We start from the raw sequence: 15,828 nt of genomic DNA, 5'->3' as shown, positions 1-15,828 counted from the left end.
CCATGAGAACTCGCTAACCAGCTTCAAGCATACGCCGCCGAACCCCGACAATGTAAGGTTGGCGCTCACTCATATCCAGCTGATGCTGGATTCCTGTCACCCGATGCTGGTGGCGGCGGGACGGTCGGATGGTTACAATTTGGGCTTTCCGTATTCACATGAGGGGTTGTTCGTGCGCAAAGACAAGAAAAAGGTAGTTGGCGAGCCCATGAGCGATGAGCAGGTTGCCGTCTTCCTGAGCTTTCGTCCGCGTGACGCTGACGAGTCCGTTGATATGTACATGCTGACACGCGCCTATCGCGGCTTGCGTGCGCATGATTTCGCCCGTTTTCTGGACATGTTCCAGGCCGCTGGCCATGACGTGAACGCCATCGGTGCTGATGGTCGAACCATGCTGCAGATCCTGCGTGAGCATGCTCAGGCAGAGGATTACGTCGCAGCAATGGAAGCCGTCGGTGCCCGCTCCATTGATGCCTGAGGCGTCATGCAACGAGCGACGGCTAACTATTCCCCAAGGAGTGCAAGCATGTTGAAACGTCTGGGTTTTCTGGCAGTAGCAGGGCTGGCAGTCGTACTGTCCGGTTGTGCTCACAGCCCGCAACAATTGAATGTCACGCCCAGTGTGACCATTCCGCTGAGCCAGGTGGCTCGTCAACAGCCGGTTGTACTCACGGTGCAGGATAGCCGGTCATCGCCAGTGATGGGCACGCGTGGCGGTCTGTATCCCGACTCCAGCAACCTGACCATCAGCGACCAGACCGTGCCGCATCTGCGTCAGCAGGTGGAGCAGGCGCTCGGCAAGCTGGGTTTTCAGGTGGTACCGGAAGGAACGCCCAACGCCAACAGTCTGGTGGTGAGCCTGGCTGAACTGTCCTATGAGTCGCCCAAAGAAGGGGTGTATGTCACTCAGGCGGACATCGGCGCAGCTTTCTCGGCTGAAGCGCGCTCGACGAATCAGCGTTATAACGGTCGTTACAGTGCTTCCGCGCAACATCGTTTCGGCTATGCACCTAACCAGGCGACCAACACGCGTCTGGTTACCGAGGTGATGAGCGGCGCGCTGTCGCGGATTTTCAAGGATCCGGAAATTATTCGCATCCTGCAGCAGTAATCTCTGAAGTGCGGCGGGCCGTCCTGTTGCGGCCCGCGGCTCCTCACTCTTCCTTCGGTTCCTTTGGCGTTTGCAGCATTTCATCATGCTCGGCCATATTCCACGGCAGTACACCTGGCGTCAGATGCAGGAAGTGCAGGTACTTCTCGAAGTGGTCGAGAATGTCACCGATGATTTCCTGTTGGTCATAACCGTAGATGTCATATGCCTGGCCACCTCGGCGCAGGAAGACTTCGGCCCGATAATAGAAGCTGTCGTCATCTGCGGTCACCTCGATTTCCGGGTGGGCAAAGGCGGGACGCAGGTAGTCGCGCAGCCGTATCTCATACAGAAAGTCCAGCTGATCCGGAGTGATAACTTCCAGGTAGGCGCGTCTATGCTCTTCATCATAGTGGACTTCAGCAGGCCAGGATTGCGCCTGCAAGCCTTTGGCCACGCGGATCATGGCGGTCAGCGCGGTATCCTTGATGAAGAGTTCCACCTCGTCCTTTGCCGGATAGTTGACGATGCCAGCCAGGCGTTTCTTCCACAATGCGGCGCCGCGTCCGGCGGTGTGCATGCCATGGCCCATGTTGACTTGCTGATGATGACTTTCGATCACCAGCGCGCGCCACATGCCCAAGGCCGATATCAACATGATGATGGCGAAGGGCAGGGCGCTGGCCACCGCCATGCTCTGTAGCGCCTTGAGCCCGCCAGCGACCAGGAGCACCGAGGCCAGCACGCCGCTGAGAATGGCCCAGAAACCGCGCTGCCAGGCCGGCGTAACCAGGGCGCCGCCAGATGCCAGCGAATCGACCACTAGCGCGCCGGAGTCCGCAGAGGTGATGAAGAACAGGGTAATCAGTATCACCGTAATGGTGGAAATGATGGAGGTCATGGGCAGCTGTTCGAATAACTTGAACAGAGCGATGGCATTATCCGCCTGTACCTGGTCTATCAGCTCCGAGTAGCCCTGGTTGATGATCAGATGCAGTGCCGTGTCACCGAATACCGAGAACCAGAAGAAAGTGAACATGGTGGGCACTAGCATCACGCCGAAGACAAACTGGCGGATGGTCCGGCCCCGGCTGATCTTGGCGATGAACAGGCCGACAAAGGGCGCCCAGGCAATGGTCCAGCCGAAGATGAACAGGGTCCAGTTGCCGATCCAGTCACTGCGGGAATAGGCCTGCAGGTTGAAGGTGCGTTCGACAATATTGTTCAGGTAGCTGCCGGTGTTCTGCAGGAAGGCTTCAAGAATGAAGATGGTCGGGCCGGCGAAGAAAACGAATAACATCAGGGAGGTCGCCACCACCATATTCAACATGGACAGGTTCTTTATGCCCTTATCCATACCGGCAATCACCGAGCCCATGGTCAGGAAGGTGATGAAGGCGATGGTGCCGACCTGTACGCCAATACCGATGGGAATCGACGGCCACAGATAGTTTAGGCCGGCATTGATCTGCGCGACGGACAGGCCGAGTGTAGTGGCAATACCGAACATGGTGCCGAGAATGGCGAAGGTATCCACCGCATGGCCGATAGGCCCGTAAATACGATCGCCGATCAAGGGGTAGAGCGCAGAGCGGATGGACAGCGGCAACCCATGGCGGAAGGAAAAGTAGGCCAGTACCAGGCCGGTCAGTCCGTAGATTGCCCAGATGTGAAAGCCCCAGTGGAAGAAGGCGATCTGCATGGCTTGCTTGGCTGCATCCACCGTCAGCCCTCCGGCGCCTTGCGGGGGCTCGGCATAGTGCAGTACCGGTTCGGCGACACCAAAGAACAGCAGGGCGATGCCGTAGCCTGCGGAAAACAGCATGGCGAACCAGGCGGGGAAGCTGTATTGCGGCTCGGCATGGTCAGGCCCGAGCTTGATATGGCCCCACTTGCTCATGGCCACAATCACGATGAACACCAGGAAGATCGCCACCGACAGCATGTAGAACCAGCCGAACGTCGTGGTGATGTAGCTCAATACCGAGGAAAACAACTCGCCGGCCAGGTCCGGTTGAGTGGCTGTGCCTATGACCAGCAGCAGGATGAAGAAGAATGACGGAATGAAGACCGGCAGCAGAATGGTGGTGTTCCAGAGACGGCCTCTGGTTGATTCCGGCATGCGGGAGCGCTCCTTGGGCCAGATGAGGGGATTCGCGTTAAGGTGCGGGTAGTGTTGTGCGAAGAAGTATAGCAGTCCGGGTCTGACTCCCTGGCGGAGTCAGGTTTCCAGTTCGCAGGTCTCCACCCTGACCCGAATGATGCCGGCGCGCAGCATGCCCAGTTCCCGAGCGGCGGCCATCGACACATCGATGATGCGGCCACCCACAAAGGGGCCCCGGTCGTTGACACGGACCATGGTGCCGCGTCCATTGTTCAGGTTGGTGATGCATAACTGAGTATCGAACGGCAGGCTGGGATGCGCGGCTGTCATGACGGTTTCGTCGTAGGGTTCGCCGCTGGCGGTACGTCGACCATGAAAGCGCGAGGAATAATAGGATGCGCGGCCCTCGGCGGCGTAGTGCAGGCCGCCATCCTCATCGAGGCTGTCGCCGATGGCGACGCTGTTGGCCAACGTGAGCACGGCTGCCAGGGCTACCTGCCCCAGCCACATCGGCCTGCTGCCGATGCGACCGAGGAAGGCGCGGATAACCCTGTGCTTAACAACCACCGGGTCAGCCATCCAGCTTCTGTTTCAACAGCTGATTGACCTGCTGCGGGTTGGCCTTGCCTTTCGAGGCTTTCATCGCCTGGCCGACGAAGAAGCCGAACATCTTGCCGCGCTTGGCTTCATCGCTGGCGCGATATTGTTCAACCTGTTCGGCGTTGGCCGCCAGCACGTCATCCAGCATGGCCTCGATGGCGCCGCTGTCGGTGACCTGCTTCAGACCTTTGGCTTCGATGATTTGGTCGGCATCGCCTTCGCCGTCGGCCATGGCCTCGAACACCATCTTGGCAATCTTGCCGGAAATGGTGTTGTCCTTTATACGCAGAATCATGCCGCCCAGCTGGCTGGCGCTGACCGGCGACTGATCGATCTCGACGTCCGCCTTGTTGAGCAGGCTGGACAGCTCGCCCATCACCCAGTTGGCGGCCAGTTTGGCATCGCCACAGACGCGCTGCACTTCCTCGAAATAGTCCGCCATCTCACGGCTGGCAGCCAGCACACTGGCATCATAGGCCGACAGAGCGAACTCGCGCTGGAAACGCTCGCGCTTCTGCTGCGGCAGCTCCGGTAGTTCACTGCGCACGTCTTCGATGAAAGCCGGCTCGATGACGACGGGCAGCAGGTCCGGGTCGGGGAAGTAGCGGTAGTCGTTGGCTTCTTCCTTGCTGCGCATGGAGCGCGTCTCGTCCTTGTTCGGGTCGTACAGGCGGGTTTCCTGGATCACCTTGCCACCGTCCTCGATCAGTTCGATCTGGCGTTGCACTTCGGTGTTGATCGCCTTCTCGATGAAACGGAACGAGTTCACATTCTTGATCTCGCAGCGGGTACCGTATTCGACCTGGCCTTTGGGGCGTACCGACACGTTGCAGTCGCAACGCAGTGAGCCTTCGGCCATGTTGCCGTCGCAGATACCCAGATAACGCACCAGCGAGTGCATGGTCTTGGCATAGGCTACGGCTTCCTTGGCGCTGCGCATGTCCGGCTCGGAGACGATTTCCAACAGCGGGGTGCCGGCCCGGTTCAGGTCGATGCCGCTCATGCCCTGGAAGTCTTCATGCAGGCTTTTGCCAGCGTCTTCTTCCAGGTGCGCGCGGGTCACGCCAACGCGTTTGACGGTGCCATCATCCAGAGTGATATCGAGAAAGCCCTTGCCGACAATCGGCAGGTCCATCTGGCTGATCTGATACCCCTTGGGCAGATCCGGGTAGAAGTAGTTCTTGCGCGCAAAGACGTTGGTCATACCGATCTCGGCATCGATTGCCACACCGAATTTGACCGCATTGCGGACCGCCTGAGCGTTGAGCACCGGCAGCGTGCCAGGCATGCCCAGATCAATCAGGCTGGCCTGGGTATTGGGTTCGGCGCCGAAAGTGGTGGCGCTGCCCGAGAAGATCTTCGAGGCGGTGGTGAGCTGGGCGTGAATCTCCAGCCCGATAACGATTTCCCATTGCATGTTCAGTATTCCTCAATATCCACCGGGCGAGCGGGTGTGCCAGTCGGTGTTCTGCTGGTACTGGTGCGCAATATTCAGCAGGCGAGCCTCGCTGAAGTAGGGGCCAAGCAGTTGCATACCGATCGGCAGATCACCGGCAAAACCAGCGGGCAGGGCGATGCCCGGTACACCGGCGAGGTTGGCGGTGATGGTATAGATATCGGTCAGGTACAGGCTCACCGGGTCGTCGATCTTCTCGCCGATGCGGAAGGCCGGCGTCGGCGAGGTCGGGCAGAGAATGACATCGACCTGTTCATAGGCGGCCATGAAGTCATTCTTGATCAGCCGGCGGACCTTCTGTGCCTGCAGGTAATAGGCATCGTAGTAACCGGCCGACAGCGCATAGGCGCCGACCATGATGCGGCGTTTGACCTCGTCACCGAAGCCTTCGGCACGCGAACGCTTGTACAGATCGGTCAGATCAGCCGGGTTCTCGCAGCGGTAGCCGAAACGCACGCCGTCGAAACGCGACAGGTTGGAGGAGGCTTCAGCCGGCGCGATGATGTAGTACGCCGGGATTGCCAGCTCGGCGTTGGGCAGGCTGACTTCCTTTATTTCCGCGCCCAGGCTCTGGAACTGCTTGACCGCAGCGGCGATGGCGTCGGCGGTAGCGGTATCCAGCCCGCTGGCGAAGTATTCCTTCGGCAGGCCGATGCGCAGGCCGGTGAGCGGCTGGTTCAACTCGGCGCTGTAATCCGGTACCGGCTGATCGACGCTGGTGGAATCACGCTCGTCGAAACCGGCCATGGCTTGCAGCAGCAGCGCGCAATCTTCGGCGGTGCGGGCCATGGGGCCAGCCTGATCCAGGCTGGAGGCGTAGGCAATCATGCCCCAGCGCGAGATGCGGCCATAGGTCGGCTTGAGGCCGGTCAACGCGGTATAGCCCGCTGGCTGACGGATCGAACCGCCGGTATCGGTGCCGGTCGCTGCCGCGCACAGGCGTGCCGCCACAGCGGCGGCAGAACCGCCCGAAGAGCCGCCGGGTACATGATCGGTGTTCCACGGGTTGTGTACCGCGCCGTAGAAACTCGACTCGTTGGACGAGCCCATGGCGAACTCGTCCATGTTGGTCTTGCCCAGAGTCACGGTGCCGGCGGCCAGCAGCCTGGCGGTCACGCTGGACTCATAGGGTGCGATGAAGTTGTCGAGCATCTTCGAGCCGCAGCTGGTGCGGATACCCTGGGTGCAGAACAGATCCTTGTGCGCCAGCGGAATACCGGTCAGCGGCGTGCTGTCACCGACGGCCAGGCGGGCATCGGCGGCGCGGGCCTGCTCCAGCGCCCGTTCCGGAGTGACGGTGATGTAGCTGTTGAGCGCACCGTCGAACTGCTCGATGCGCTTGAGGTAGTGTTCGGTCAGCTCGACGCTGGAAATCGCCTTGCTGTGCAGGGCTTGGGACAGGCCGGCGAGGGTTTTCTCATGCATGTGGTTTGTCTCGTTTCAAAGCGCGGCAGCGGTATTCAATGATCACTCGATGACCCGGGGAACCAGGTACAGACCTTGTTCGGTGGCTGGCGCTATGGCCTGCAGCGCTTCGCGCTGATTGGTTTCGGTGACGTTGTCGGCGCGCAGGCGCTGGGTGGTTTCCAGCGGATGGGCGAGTGGTTCGATACCGCTGGTGTCGACGGCCTGCAATTGGTCGATCAAGCCCATGATGCCGGACAGTTTGGCGGTAATCGCGTCAGCATCATCGCCTTGGATGGCAATGCGCGCGAGGTGGGCAATCTGCTCCACGTCAGTGCGGTCTAGGGCCATGTATATTCTCCATGAAGCCGGACGATCCGGTTTGATTGGTGTTGAATGCGGACAAAGGGATGAATTTACCACATCCGCGCCTTGCCCAAAAACCCCGCCATTGTTAGAGTTGCGACACTTCAGGAAGTACCGAGCAGTTACCTGTGTTCAAGTCAACCCACCGCTTTCATTCATGATGGCCGGTGGTGCCCGCCAGGTAGCAGCATATCAGTGTTTCTTAACAATCAACCCACGTGCCCTCGGGGTGTATTCAACGCATGTTCAAAAAAATTCGCGGCATGTTTTCCAGTGATTTGTCCATCGACCTGGGAACCGCCAACACTCTGATTTATGTTCGTGAGCGGGGCATTGTACTGGATGAACCGTCCGTCGTTGCCATTCGTACCCATGGTAACCAGAAAAGCGTGGTGGCGGTCGGTACCGAAGCCAAACGCATGCTCGGCCGTACACCCGGCAATATTCAGGCGATCCGCCCGATGAAGGATGGCGTCATCGCCGATTTCAGCGTGTGCGAGAAGATGTTGCAATATTTCATCAATAAAGTGCATGAGAACAGCTTCATTCAGCCCAGCCCGCGCGTGCTGATCTGCGTGCCATGCAAATCCACTCAGGTTGAGCGTCGTGCCATTCGTGAGTCCGCGCTGGGTGCCGGGGCTCGGGAAGTCTATCTGATCGAAGAGCCGATGGCTGCAGCCATCGGTGCCGGTCTGCCGGTTGAGGAAGCGCACGGTTCCATGGTTGTGGATATCGGTGGTGGTACTACTGAAATCGCGTTGATCTCCCTTAATGGCGTGGTCTACGCCGAGTCTGTACGGGTCGGTGGTGACCGCTTCGACGAAGCTATCATCACTTATGTGCGCCGCAACTACGGCAGCCTGATCGGCGAATCCACTGCAGAGCGCATCAAGCAGGAAATCGGCGTGGCCTTCCCCGGTGGCGAAGTGCTGGAAGTCGATGTACGTGGCCGCAATCTGGCCGAAGGGGTGCCACGTGCCTTCACGCTGAACTCCAATGAAGTACTGGAAGCGCTGCAGGAATCCCTGGCGACCATAGTGCAGGCGGTCAAGAGCGCGCTGGAGCAATCGCCTCCGGAGCTGGCATCGGACATCGCCGAACGCGGCCTGATTCTGACTGGCGGTGGCGCCTTGTTGCGTGATCTGGACAAGCTGTTGAGCCAGGAAACCGGTCTGCCGGTCATCGTTGCTGAGGAGCCTCTCACCTGTGTCGCCCGTGGCGGTGGTCGGGCGCTGGAAATGATGGACCGGCACGCCATGGATCTGCTGTCCACCGAATAAGCGGTGCCGCGGCAGTCCGACGTATGATGCGTCGAGCTGCCGCAACAGCCTGATCCTGCCGTAGCAAGGAGCCCATCATCAAACCGCTTTTCATTAAGGGCCCGTCACTTGGGGTCCGCTTTCTGGCGCTGACGGTGCTGTCGATAGCACTGATGGTGGTCGACGCCCGTTTCGCCGCACTCAAGCCTCTGCGTTCGCAGCTGGGTATGCTTCTCACGCCTTTGTATTACGTCGCCGAATTGCCGGTGCGTGCTCTGGATACACTCTATCTGCAGCTGACCAGTCGGGCGGATCTGATTGCCGAGAACGAAGGTCTGCGGGCCGAGGCGTTGCTGACCAAACGCAAACTGCAGAAACTCGCGGCGCTGACCGAGCAGAACGTGCGCCTGCGCGAACTGCTCAACTCCTCCGAACTGGTCGACGAGCGCGTGCTGGTTGCCGAGCTGATCGGTGTCGATCCCAACGCCTTCACCCAGCGCATTCTCATCAACAAGGGTGAGCGGGACGGAGTCTTCCTCGGTCAGCCGGTACTGGATGCCACCGGGTTGATGGGGCAGGTGGTGGAAGTGTTGCCCTTCAGCGCCCGGGTATTGTTGATTACCGATGCATCCCACAGCCTGCCGGTACAGATCAACCGCAACGGCCTGCGTGCCATCGCCAGTGGTACCGGTAACAGCGAGTGGCTGGAGCTGCGCTACGTCGGTGATACCGCGGATGTCCGGGTGAATGACATTGTGGTCAGTTCGGGGCTGGGGCAGCGCTTTCCTGCGGGTTATCCGGTCGGCCGCGTGGCCGCAGTCAATCGCGACTCCTCACAACCCTTCGCCGATGTTCGGGTCGAGCCGACGGCGCAGCTTAATCGCAGCCGCTATCTGTTGCTGGTGTTCAGCCCGGAAAGTGGCTACGGCGACGTTATACCTGCGCTGAGTCTTGACGGGGAAACAGTCGAAGCAGCTGATGATCAGCTGCCTTCCGATACTGCCCTGCAGTCAGAGCCTGACTCGGAGCAGACTTCAGCGTCGAGCACGCAGCCTGAGGGCGCGGCACCGCAGAGCGACGAGGAGCAGAGCAATGCGCAGTAGCGTGATAGTGGGGCTGACTTTTCTGGTGGCGCTGATCCTCAGTGTGGTGCCCATGCCCAGCCCGTTTGATGCGGGCCGACCCATGTGGCTGGCGATGGTGGTGGCGTATTGGGTCATGGCGCTACCCCATCGCGTCGGCTTGCTCACCGCCTGGGTGACGGGTCTGGCGGCAGATGTGCTGTTCGGTGAGCTGTTCGGTCAGAACGCACTGGTATTGGTATTGGTGGCTTGGCTGATATTGCTGTTGTATCAGCGCATCCGGCGCTTTCCATTGTGGCAGCAGAGCCTGGTCATGCTGCCGGTGCTGGGCATCGCACAGATGGTTGCGCTATGGCTGAACAGTCTGGCCGGCAATCGTCCGCCAACTCTGTTGTATCTGTTGCCGGCGGTGATCAGCGCCGTGCTCTGGCCCTGGGTGTTTTCCGTGCTGCGTGGTGTGAGGCGACGCTTCCATGTGCTCTGAACACCTCTGTGTGGTGCATCTTGCCTCGGCATCGCCGCGCCGCCGTGAGCTGCTCGAGCAAATCGGCGTGCCGGTGCAGCGAGTGGATTGCGCGGTGGAGGAGCAGCCATACCTCGACGAAGCCGCAGCGGATTATGTTCAGCGAGTAACAAGGGACAAGGTCCGTGCCGGTGTGGCCATCGCGCCGGCCGGTGCGGTGGTACTGGCCGCCGACACGGCTGTGGTGCTGGATGGCAATATTCTCGGCAAACCGGTGGATCAGCAGCATGCCCAGGCGATGCTGCAATCATTATCCGGACGGCAGCATCAGGTGCTGACCGCTGTGGCAGTCGCTCGTGACAGCGATATCCGGTTGCAGCTGGTGGCAAGCAAAGTTCGTTTTCGTCCGTTGAGCAACGCGGAAATCCTCGCCTATTGGCAGACCGGCGAACCGGCAGATAAGGCTGGAGCCTACGGTATCCAAGGGCTGGGCGCGGTTTTTGTCGAACATATCGAGGGTAGCTACAGTGCCGTGGTCGGCTTGCCGTTGGCCGAAACCGCGTTGCTCCTCGCAGAATTTGCTGTTCCTTGTTGGCAGTTGCGCTGACAGAGCGCTGGCGGGCCGGTATCCTGAGTGTCTGACACAGAGGAAGAGGGCTCCATGAGCGAAGAAATTCTGATCAACATCACGCCAATGGAGACCCGGGTCGCGCTGGTGGAGAATGGCGTTCTGCAGGAAGTCCATATCGAGCGTACCCTGCGTCGTGGCATCGTGGGCAATATCTACAAAGGCAAGGTAGTTCGGGTGTTACCCGGCATGCAGGCCGCTTTTGTCGATATTGGTCTGGAACGCGCGGCCTTCATTCATGCCTCGGAGATTTCCCAGCGCGAAGGCGCTGCGGTCGAATCGATCAGTGCACTGGTGCACGACGGCAAGGCGTTGGTGGTACAGGTGACCAAGGACCCCATAGGCACCAAAGGTGCGCGTCTGACCACGCACCTGTCAGTGCCATCCCGCTATCTGGTCTACATGCCGCGCACCGCCCATGTGGGCATCTCTCTGAAGATCGATGAAGAAGCCGAGCGTGATCGGCTCAAGGACATCGTCGCCCGCTGTGTCGAGCAGGAAGGCGTAGAAGAGCAGGGCGGCTTCATTCTACGTACCGCTGCCGAAGCCGCACGCGAAGAGGATATTCTGGTTGATATTCGCTATGTGCGCCGTCTCTGGCAGCAGATCCAGCAGCAGATGAATACCGCCCCGGCGCCCTCGGTACTCTACGAAGACCTGCCGCTGGCGCTGCGTACCCTCCGCGACCTGGCCAACCCGCGCCTTGAGAAGATACGTATCGATTCGCGGGAAACCTTCCAGAAAGTGGAGCAGTTCGTTCATGAGTTGATGCCTGGTGTGGAGGATCTGCTGGAGCATTATCCGGGCGAGCGGCCGATATTTGACCTGTATGGCGTTGAGGATGAGATCCAGAAGGCCATGGATCGCAAGGTGATGCTCAAGTCCGGTGGTTATCTGGTGATCGACCAGACTGAGGCAATGACCACCATCGACGTCAACACCGGGGCTTTTGTCGGTCACCGCAACCTCGAAGAGACCATCTTCAAGACCAATCTGGAAGCGGCTACCTCGATCGCTCGCCAGCTGCGTCTGCGCAACCTCGGCGGCATCATCATTATCGACTTCATCGATATGGAAGACGAGGAGCACAAGCGTCAGGTACTGCGCACGCTGGAGCGCCAGTTGGAGCGCGACCACGCCAAGACCAACATCATCGGCATCACCGAGCTGGGGCTGGTGCAGATGACCCGCAAACGCACCCGTGAAAGTCTCGAGCAGATTCTCTGTGAGCCTTGCCCCTGCTGTACCGGGCGCGGTATCCAGAAAACGCCGGAGAGCATCTGTTACGAGATCTTCCGGGAAATCATGCGCGAAGCCAGAGCCTATCAGGCCGGAGGCTATATGGTGCTGGCCTCGCAGGCGGTGATCGACCGGCTGCTCGATGAAGAGTCGGGTAATGTCGCCGATCTGGAACTGTTCATTCAGCGGCCCATCAAGTTCCAGGTAGAGACCATGTATACCCAGGAACAATACGACGTGGTGCTGACCTGATCCACACTGACCGGAGCAACTGACTTCACATGACCTGGCAGCGCTGGTTGCGGCGTTTTCTCGACGGACTGATCCTGCTGCTGGTGGGCTGGCTGTTGCTGGCTGCCGCCTATGTCAGCCTCGGTCGTCAGTTCGTACCGGCAGTGACGGACTATCAGGTCGAGCTGGTGCAGTGGGTCGAGCAGCAGACCGGGCGGGCCATCCAGTTGCAGAGTCTCGAAGGCGAGATGCAAGGGGCACAACCGGTACTGACGCTGCGCGGGCTGCGGGTGCACGAAACAGCGGACGTGGACAGCCCGGTACTGCTCGATCTGGAGCATGTCACGGCGCGGGTCGATGTATTCGCCAGTCTGTGGCAACGCCAGCCGGTGATGGACGCACTACAGCTGGAGGGCCTGTCCCTTGAGGTCATCGAAAACGCGGATGGCGACTGGCGCCTCATGGGGCTGGGGCACAAGGGCACGGCGGGGGATGGACTTGATCGTGCCTTGAAGCAGTTGTTCGAGCAACGCCGCATCACCCTGCTGGATACGCGCATACGCCTCAGCCCCTGGGCACAACCCGACTGGGTATTTGCCGATGGTGATCTGACGCTGCTGAACGATGGCGCGCGACACCGCCTGGATGCCCAGATGCGACTGCCGGATGATCAGCTGGTCCGCCTGCAGCTCAATGGCCGCATGCCGGGCCGCGACTGGCGTCGCGCTGACATGGATTTCTATGCCGAACTGCCGTCCAGCGACTGGAGCGGTTGGCTGCCCGAGGATCTGCTGCGCAGCGCGCGCATCGACCGAGTAGTTGCCGGGGGCGAGCTTTGGGGGCGCTGGCGTGACACCCGCATGCAGCAACTCAGCGGCATTGTGCAGGCCCCGGTCATCGAGCTTGATCTGCAGCGCCCGGCTCCCTCTCTGCAAGACCTGTCGATGCACTTTAAATTGCAACTGGAAGAGGATCGACAGCAGCTGAGTATCGACAACTTCAGCCTGCGCCTGGATGACCAGATCTGGCCAGTAACCCGCCTGCAACTGCAGCGTCAGCCCAACGACGGGCAATGGCAGGTGCGCGCTGACCACCTGCCGCTGGATCTGCTGGGCCAATGGGTGGGTGGCATGTTGCCGGATACCCACAGCGCCGAGATACTCGACACCCTCGCCTTGGAAGGTTCTCTACATGATGTGCTGTTGAGCGGCGGCGACGGGTCTGATTTTCTGGGCTGGTCGCTACTGGCTCGACTGGACAATGTAGGTGTGCAGGCCTGGGAAGGCGTACCCGCTTTCGCCGGGGTCAGTGGGGTGGTTTCGGGAACACCGATGGCAGGCGAACTGCGTGTCGACAGTCAGCGCTGGAGCATGCATCTGCCAAAGCTGTTTCCCGAGCGCTGGGAATACGACACGCTGGTCGGTGTACTGAACTGGAGCTGGTCCGATCAGGATGGCCTGCATCTGGCAGTACCAGGCGCAGCGGTGCAAGGCAGTGAAGGTGCAGCCTCGGCCACGCTGGACCTGCGTCTGCCACGTCCGGGCGGTACGCCGACCATGGACTTGCGCGTCGCCCTGCGTGACAGTCGCGCCGAATACCACAGCCGCTATCTGCCAAGCCTGTCGCCCGCGATGAGCCCGGCGCTCACCCAGTGGTTGCAGGACTCACAGCTCAGCGGGTCGGTGCCTCTGGTGATATTCGGCTACGAAGGTTCGCTACTCAAAGCGGCAACTCCCGAAGAGCGGCAGATCAGCCTGTTCGGCCGACTGGAGCAGGGCAGCCTGTTGTTCCAGCCGGCCTGGCCAGCGCTGGAAGACGTCACTGGTTCCTTGTACCTGCATAACAGTGATCTGGATATCAATCAGGCGCAGGGCCGGTTATTGCAGACCCAGCTTGATGACATCAATGTATCGCTGGAACGCAATCCCGTTGACCAGGGACTTGAGCTGCACATTGCCAGCGCCGTTGCCGGACCGCTGAGCGATGGGTTGCAGCTGATGCAGGATACGCCATTGGCCAAGCTGACCGGCGACCCGCTGCACGGCTGGAGCGGGACAGGTGAGTTGCAGGGTGACCTGCAACTGGGCATACCGCTGACGGACGGCAAGCAGCCGGACGTCCGTCTGCAACTGCAAGCGCGCGCGCAACAACTGAATATTCCGCAATTGCAGGTACCTTTGTATGACCTGGTGGGTGATTTCAGCTATCAGCACGGCAAGGGCTTGCTCAGCGACAAGGTCACTGGGCGCTTTCTCGATCAACGGGTAACCGGGCGCATCGATCTGCGTGGTGCTGATCAACGCCTGCGACTGCAGGGCCGGCATCAGGTGAAGAACCTGCGTAGCTGGCCGTTGCTCGACGCCTTGCCTGAGAAGCTGGCTGAGGGCAGCTTCGCCTGGGATGCCGAGCTGCTGTTGGGCAAGGATCTGCGCCAACTGCAAGTGCGTAGCGATTTGAAAGGCGTCCGGCTTAACCTGCCTGATCCGTTGGCCAAGGCAGCTGAAACCAGTCTGCCGAGCCAATTGCAATTGGATATGGGTCCGTCGTCACGCTGGCAGTGGCAACTCGGCGACGATCTTCGAGGCCTGCTGTTTCAGCGCGATGGCGCGCTGTCCGGGGATGTTCGCTACCGGCGAGGCGTGCCGCGGATGCCGACGGAAGCGGGGATCTCGGTCAGCGCCCGCTTCGATGAGTTTGACTGGAACCAATGGCAAGGCTGGTTCACTTCCGGCGTGCTGCCGCAGAATGCGATCACAGAAACGCTCGGTTCGGACGGTCGGACACCCGCTCAGCTATTGAATGCAGTGCATGTTCAGGCCGGACATTTCACCGGGTTCGGTCTTGAGCTGGACGAGCTGAATGTTGCTGCCGGACCAGTGGCAGCCGGTTGGGAACTGGATGTCAGTCATCCTGATCTGCGCGGGCGTATCCAGTTGCCCGCCGCTACTGATGGGATCATTGATGTGGATCTGCAGCGGCTGGGCTTTCCCAAGACAACAGACCTGCCAAGCGAAGCCGATGGTTTCATCGAGCCGCTGGCCAGTGAAGATCCGCTACGGGATATCAATCCGGCCAATCTGCCGGCCATGGACATAGGTATCGACGAGTTGTACTGGGGCGAGGATCTGGTTGGCGCAACCTACTTCAGATTGCGGCCGACGGCCTCTGGGCTGGATATCAATGAGATCGATGTTGCTCTGCGTGGCGGCTTGCAACTCAACGGCGCGATGCATTGGAACCCGCAGCACACACGGTTTGACGGCAGCCTGGCCGCCGGCGACATCGGCCGGGTGCTGAGTGCCTGGCGTTATGCGCCGACCTTGACCAGCAAGGCCTTCACTGCCAGTGTCGGCCTGGAGTGGCCCGGCTCGCCAGCCTGGTTCGCCTTGAAGCGCAGCACAGGCTCACTGGCGGTGCAGGCTCAGGATGGCATGCTGCAGAGCGGCGAAAGCTCTGCTGATGCATTACGCGTATTCGGTTTGCTGAACTTCAATACCCTGGCCCGACGCCTGCGGCTGGACTTCTCCGACCTGTTCGGCAAGGGCACGGCATATGATACCTTCAACGGCGAGGTCGCCCTGACCAACGGCCTGATACAAACCATGTCGCCGCTGATGATGGATGGCCCCAGTGCCAAGTTGCAGCTGGAGGGTACGGTGGATCTGCCGGCGGACCGAATCGATATGGGCTTGCTGGTGACCTTGCCGGTGACCAACAACCTGCCGCTGGCGGCGATCATTGCCGGCGCCCCGCACATCGGTGGCGTCCTGTTTCTGGCCGACAAGATCCTGGGGGATCGTGTCGCGCGCTTTGCCTCGGTGAAGTACCGGATCAGTGGCAACTGGAGTCAGCCGTCGGTCGATTTTGACCGGGCGTTCGATAACAAGGCCGCCCTGGAGGATTGAA

The 15,828-nt window shown here is 60.2% G+C and carries 13 protein-coding genes; 8 read left to right on the top strand and 5 right to left on the bottom strand.

Annotation, left to right across the window (positions count from 1 at the left end; all coding sequences use genetic code 11):
• Window positions 1-172 precede the first annotated feature (172 nt).
• Together INT39_RS20690 and INT39_RS20685 are read left to right on the top strand one after the other, a co-directional pair.
• The gene (locus INT39_RS20690; protein WP_319021403.1) at window positions 173-478 is read left to right on the top strand and encodes a PA4642 family protein; all 306 of its coding nucleotides are present in this window, start codon (window positions 173-175) and stop codon (window positions 476-478) included.
• A 48-nt stretch (window positions 479-526) separates the two neighbouring features.
• Window positions 527-1,111: a YajG family lipoprotein gene (locus tag INT39_RS20685; RefSeq protein WP_193075860.1), complete on the top strand. Its 585-nt coding sequence runs from the start codon at window positions 527-529 to the stop codon at window positions 1,109-1,111.
• Window positions 1,112-1,154: 43 nt separating this feature from the next.
• Here INT39_RS20685 and INT39_RS20680 read toward each other — a convergent pair whose 3' ends face one another.
• The 5 genes from INT39_RS20680 to gatC all read right to left on the bottom strand — a co-directional run bounded on the left by INT39_RS20680 (window position 1,155) and on the right by gatC (window position 7,005).
• Window positions 1,155-3,212 carry a BCCT family transporter gene (locus tag INT39_RS20680; RefSeq protein WP_193075859.1) on the bottom strand — a complete coding sequence of 686 codons (2,058 nt, stop codon included), beginning with the start codon at window positions 3,210-3,212 and terminating at the stop codon, window positions 1,155-1,157.
• 99 nt (window positions 3,213-3,311) lie between these two features.
• A complete protein-coding gene (locus INT39_RS20675) occupies window positions 3,312-3,704 on the bottom strand; it encodes a septal ring lytic transglycosylase RlpA family protein (protein WP_193075892.1) in 393 nt (130 codons plus the stop codon).
• Between the two features lie 61 nt (window positions 3,705-3,765).
• On the bottom strand, window positions 3,766-5,211 hold the full coding sequence (gene gatB, locus INT39_RS20670) for an Asp-tRNA(Asn)/Glu-tRNA(Gln) amidotransferase subunit GatB (RefSeq protein ID WP_193075858.1): 1,446 nt from the start codon (window positions 5,209-5,211) through the stop codon (window positions 3,766-3,768).
• A gap of 12 nt (window positions 5,212-5,223) precedes the next feature.
• On the bottom strand, window positions 5,224-6,675 hold the full coding sequence (gene gatA, locus INT39_RS20665) for an Asp-tRNA(Asn)/Glu-tRNA(Gln) amidotransferase subunit GatA (protein ID WP_193075857.1): 1,452 nt from the start codon (window positions 6,673-6,675) through the stop codon (window positions 5,224-5,226).
• A 42-nt stretch (window positions 6,676-6,717) separates the two neighbouring features.
• Window positions 6,718-7,005 carry an Asp-tRNA(Asn)/Glu-tRNA(Gln) amidotransferase subunit GatC gene (gene gatC, locus INT39_RS20660; RefSeq protein ID WP_193075856.1) on the bottom strand — a complete coding sequence of 96 codons (288 nt, stop codon included), beginning with the start codon at window positions 7,003-7,005 and terminating at the stop codon, window positions 6,718-6,720.
• Between the two features lie 257 nt (window positions 7,006-7,262).
• Between gatC and mreB the strand changes: the two genes are divergently transcribed.
• From mreB to INT39_RS20630, 6 genes are all read left to right on the top strand, one after another.
• Window positions 7,263-8,300 carry a rod shape-determining protein MreB gene (mreB, locus tag INT39_RS20655; RefSeq protein WP_193075855.1) on the top strand — a complete coding sequence of 346 codons (1,038 nt, stop codon included), beginning with the start codon at window positions 7,263-7,265 and terminating at the stop codon, window positions 8,298-8,300.
• Between the two features lie 92 nt (window positions 8,301-8,392).
• Window positions 8,393-9,382: a rod shape-determining protein MreC gene (mreC, locus tag INT39_RS20650; RefSeq protein ID WP_193075891.1), complete on the top strand. Its 990-nt coding sequence runs from the start codon at window positions 8,393-8,395 to the stop codon at window positions 9,380-9,382.
• Window positions 9,372-9,845 carry a rod shape-determining protein MreD gene (gene mreD, locus INT39_RS20645; RefSeq protein ID WP_193075854.1) on the top strand — a complete coding sequence of 158 codons (474 nt, stop codon included), beginning with the start codon at window positions 9,372-9,374 and terminating at the stop codon, window positions 9,843-9,845. The genes mreC and mreD overlap by 11 nt, the downstream gene beginning before the upstream one ends.
• Window positions 9,835-10,431: a Maf family protein gene (locus INT39_RS20640; protein ID WP_193075853.1), complete on the top strand. Its 597-nt coding sequence runs from the start codon at window positions 9,835-9,837 to the stop codon at window positions 10,429-10,431. The genes mreD and INT39_RS20640 overlap by 11 nt, the downstream gene beginning before the upstream one ends.
• A gap of 54 nt (window positions 10,432-10,485) precedes the next feature.
• Entirely contained in the window at window positions 10,486-11,943 is a 1,458-nt protein-coding gene (gene rng, locus INT39_RS20635) for a ribonuclease G (RefSeq protein WP_193075852.1), read from the top strand.
• A 29-nt stretch (window positions 11,944-11,972) separates the two neighbouring features.
• Window positions 11,973-15,827, top strand: a complete 3,855-nt coding sequence (locus tag INT39_RS20630) for a YhdP family protein (protein WP_193075851.1) — start codon at window positions 11,973-11,975, stop codon at window positions 15,825-15,827.
• The last annotated feature ends 1 nt before the right edge of the window (window position 15,828 follow it).

It is taken from the genome of Pseudomonas sp. FME51, from assembly GCF_014897305.1.
Note: the sequence above shows the minus strand (reverse complement) of the source record. Positions and strands in the feature narration are given on the sequence as shown.

Coding starts and splice junctions, on each gene's coding strand:
- mreD (WP_193075854.1), top strand. CDS start 9,372: ATGCGCAGTAGCGTGATAGTGGGGCTGACTTTTCTGGTGGCGCTGATC.
- INT39_RS20640 (WP_193075853.1), top strand. CDS start 9,835: ATGTGCTCTGAACACCTCTGTGTGGTGCATCTTGCCTCGGCATCGCCG.
- gatC (WP_193075856.1), bottom strand. CDS start 7,005: ATGGCCCTAGACCGCACTGACGTGGAGCAGATTGCCCACCTCGCGCGC.
- INT39_RS20680 (WP_193075859.1), bottom strand. CDS start 3,212: ATGCCGGAATCAACCAGAGGCCGTCTCTGGAACACCACCATTCTGCTG.
- INT39_RS20685 (WP_193075860.1), top strand. CDS start 527: ATGTTGAAACGTCTGGGTTTTCTGGCAGTAGCAGGGCTGGCAGTCGTA.
- mreB (WP_193075855.1), top strand. CDS start 7,263: ATGTTCAAAAAAATTCGCGGCATGTTTTCCAGTGATTTGTCCATCGAC.
- INT39_RS20630 (WP_193075851.1), top strand. CDS start 11,973: ATGACCTGGCAGCGCTGGTTGCGGCGTTTTCTCGACGGACTGATCCTG.
- rng (WP_193075852.1), top strand. CDS start 10,486: ATGAGCGAAGAAATTCTGATCAACATCACGCCAATGGAGACCCGGGTC.
- gatA (WP_193075857.1), bottom strand. CDS start 6,675: ATGCATGAGAAAACCCTCGCCGGCCTGTCCCAAGCCCTGCACAGCAAG.
- gatB (WP_193075858.1), bottom strand. CDS start 5,211: ATGCAATGGGAAATCGTTATCGGGCTGGAGATTCACGCCCAGCTCACC.
- INT39_RS20675 (WP_193075892.1), bottom strand. CDS start 3,704: ATGTGGCTGGGGCAGGTAGCCCTGGCAGCCGTGCTCACGTTGGCCAAC.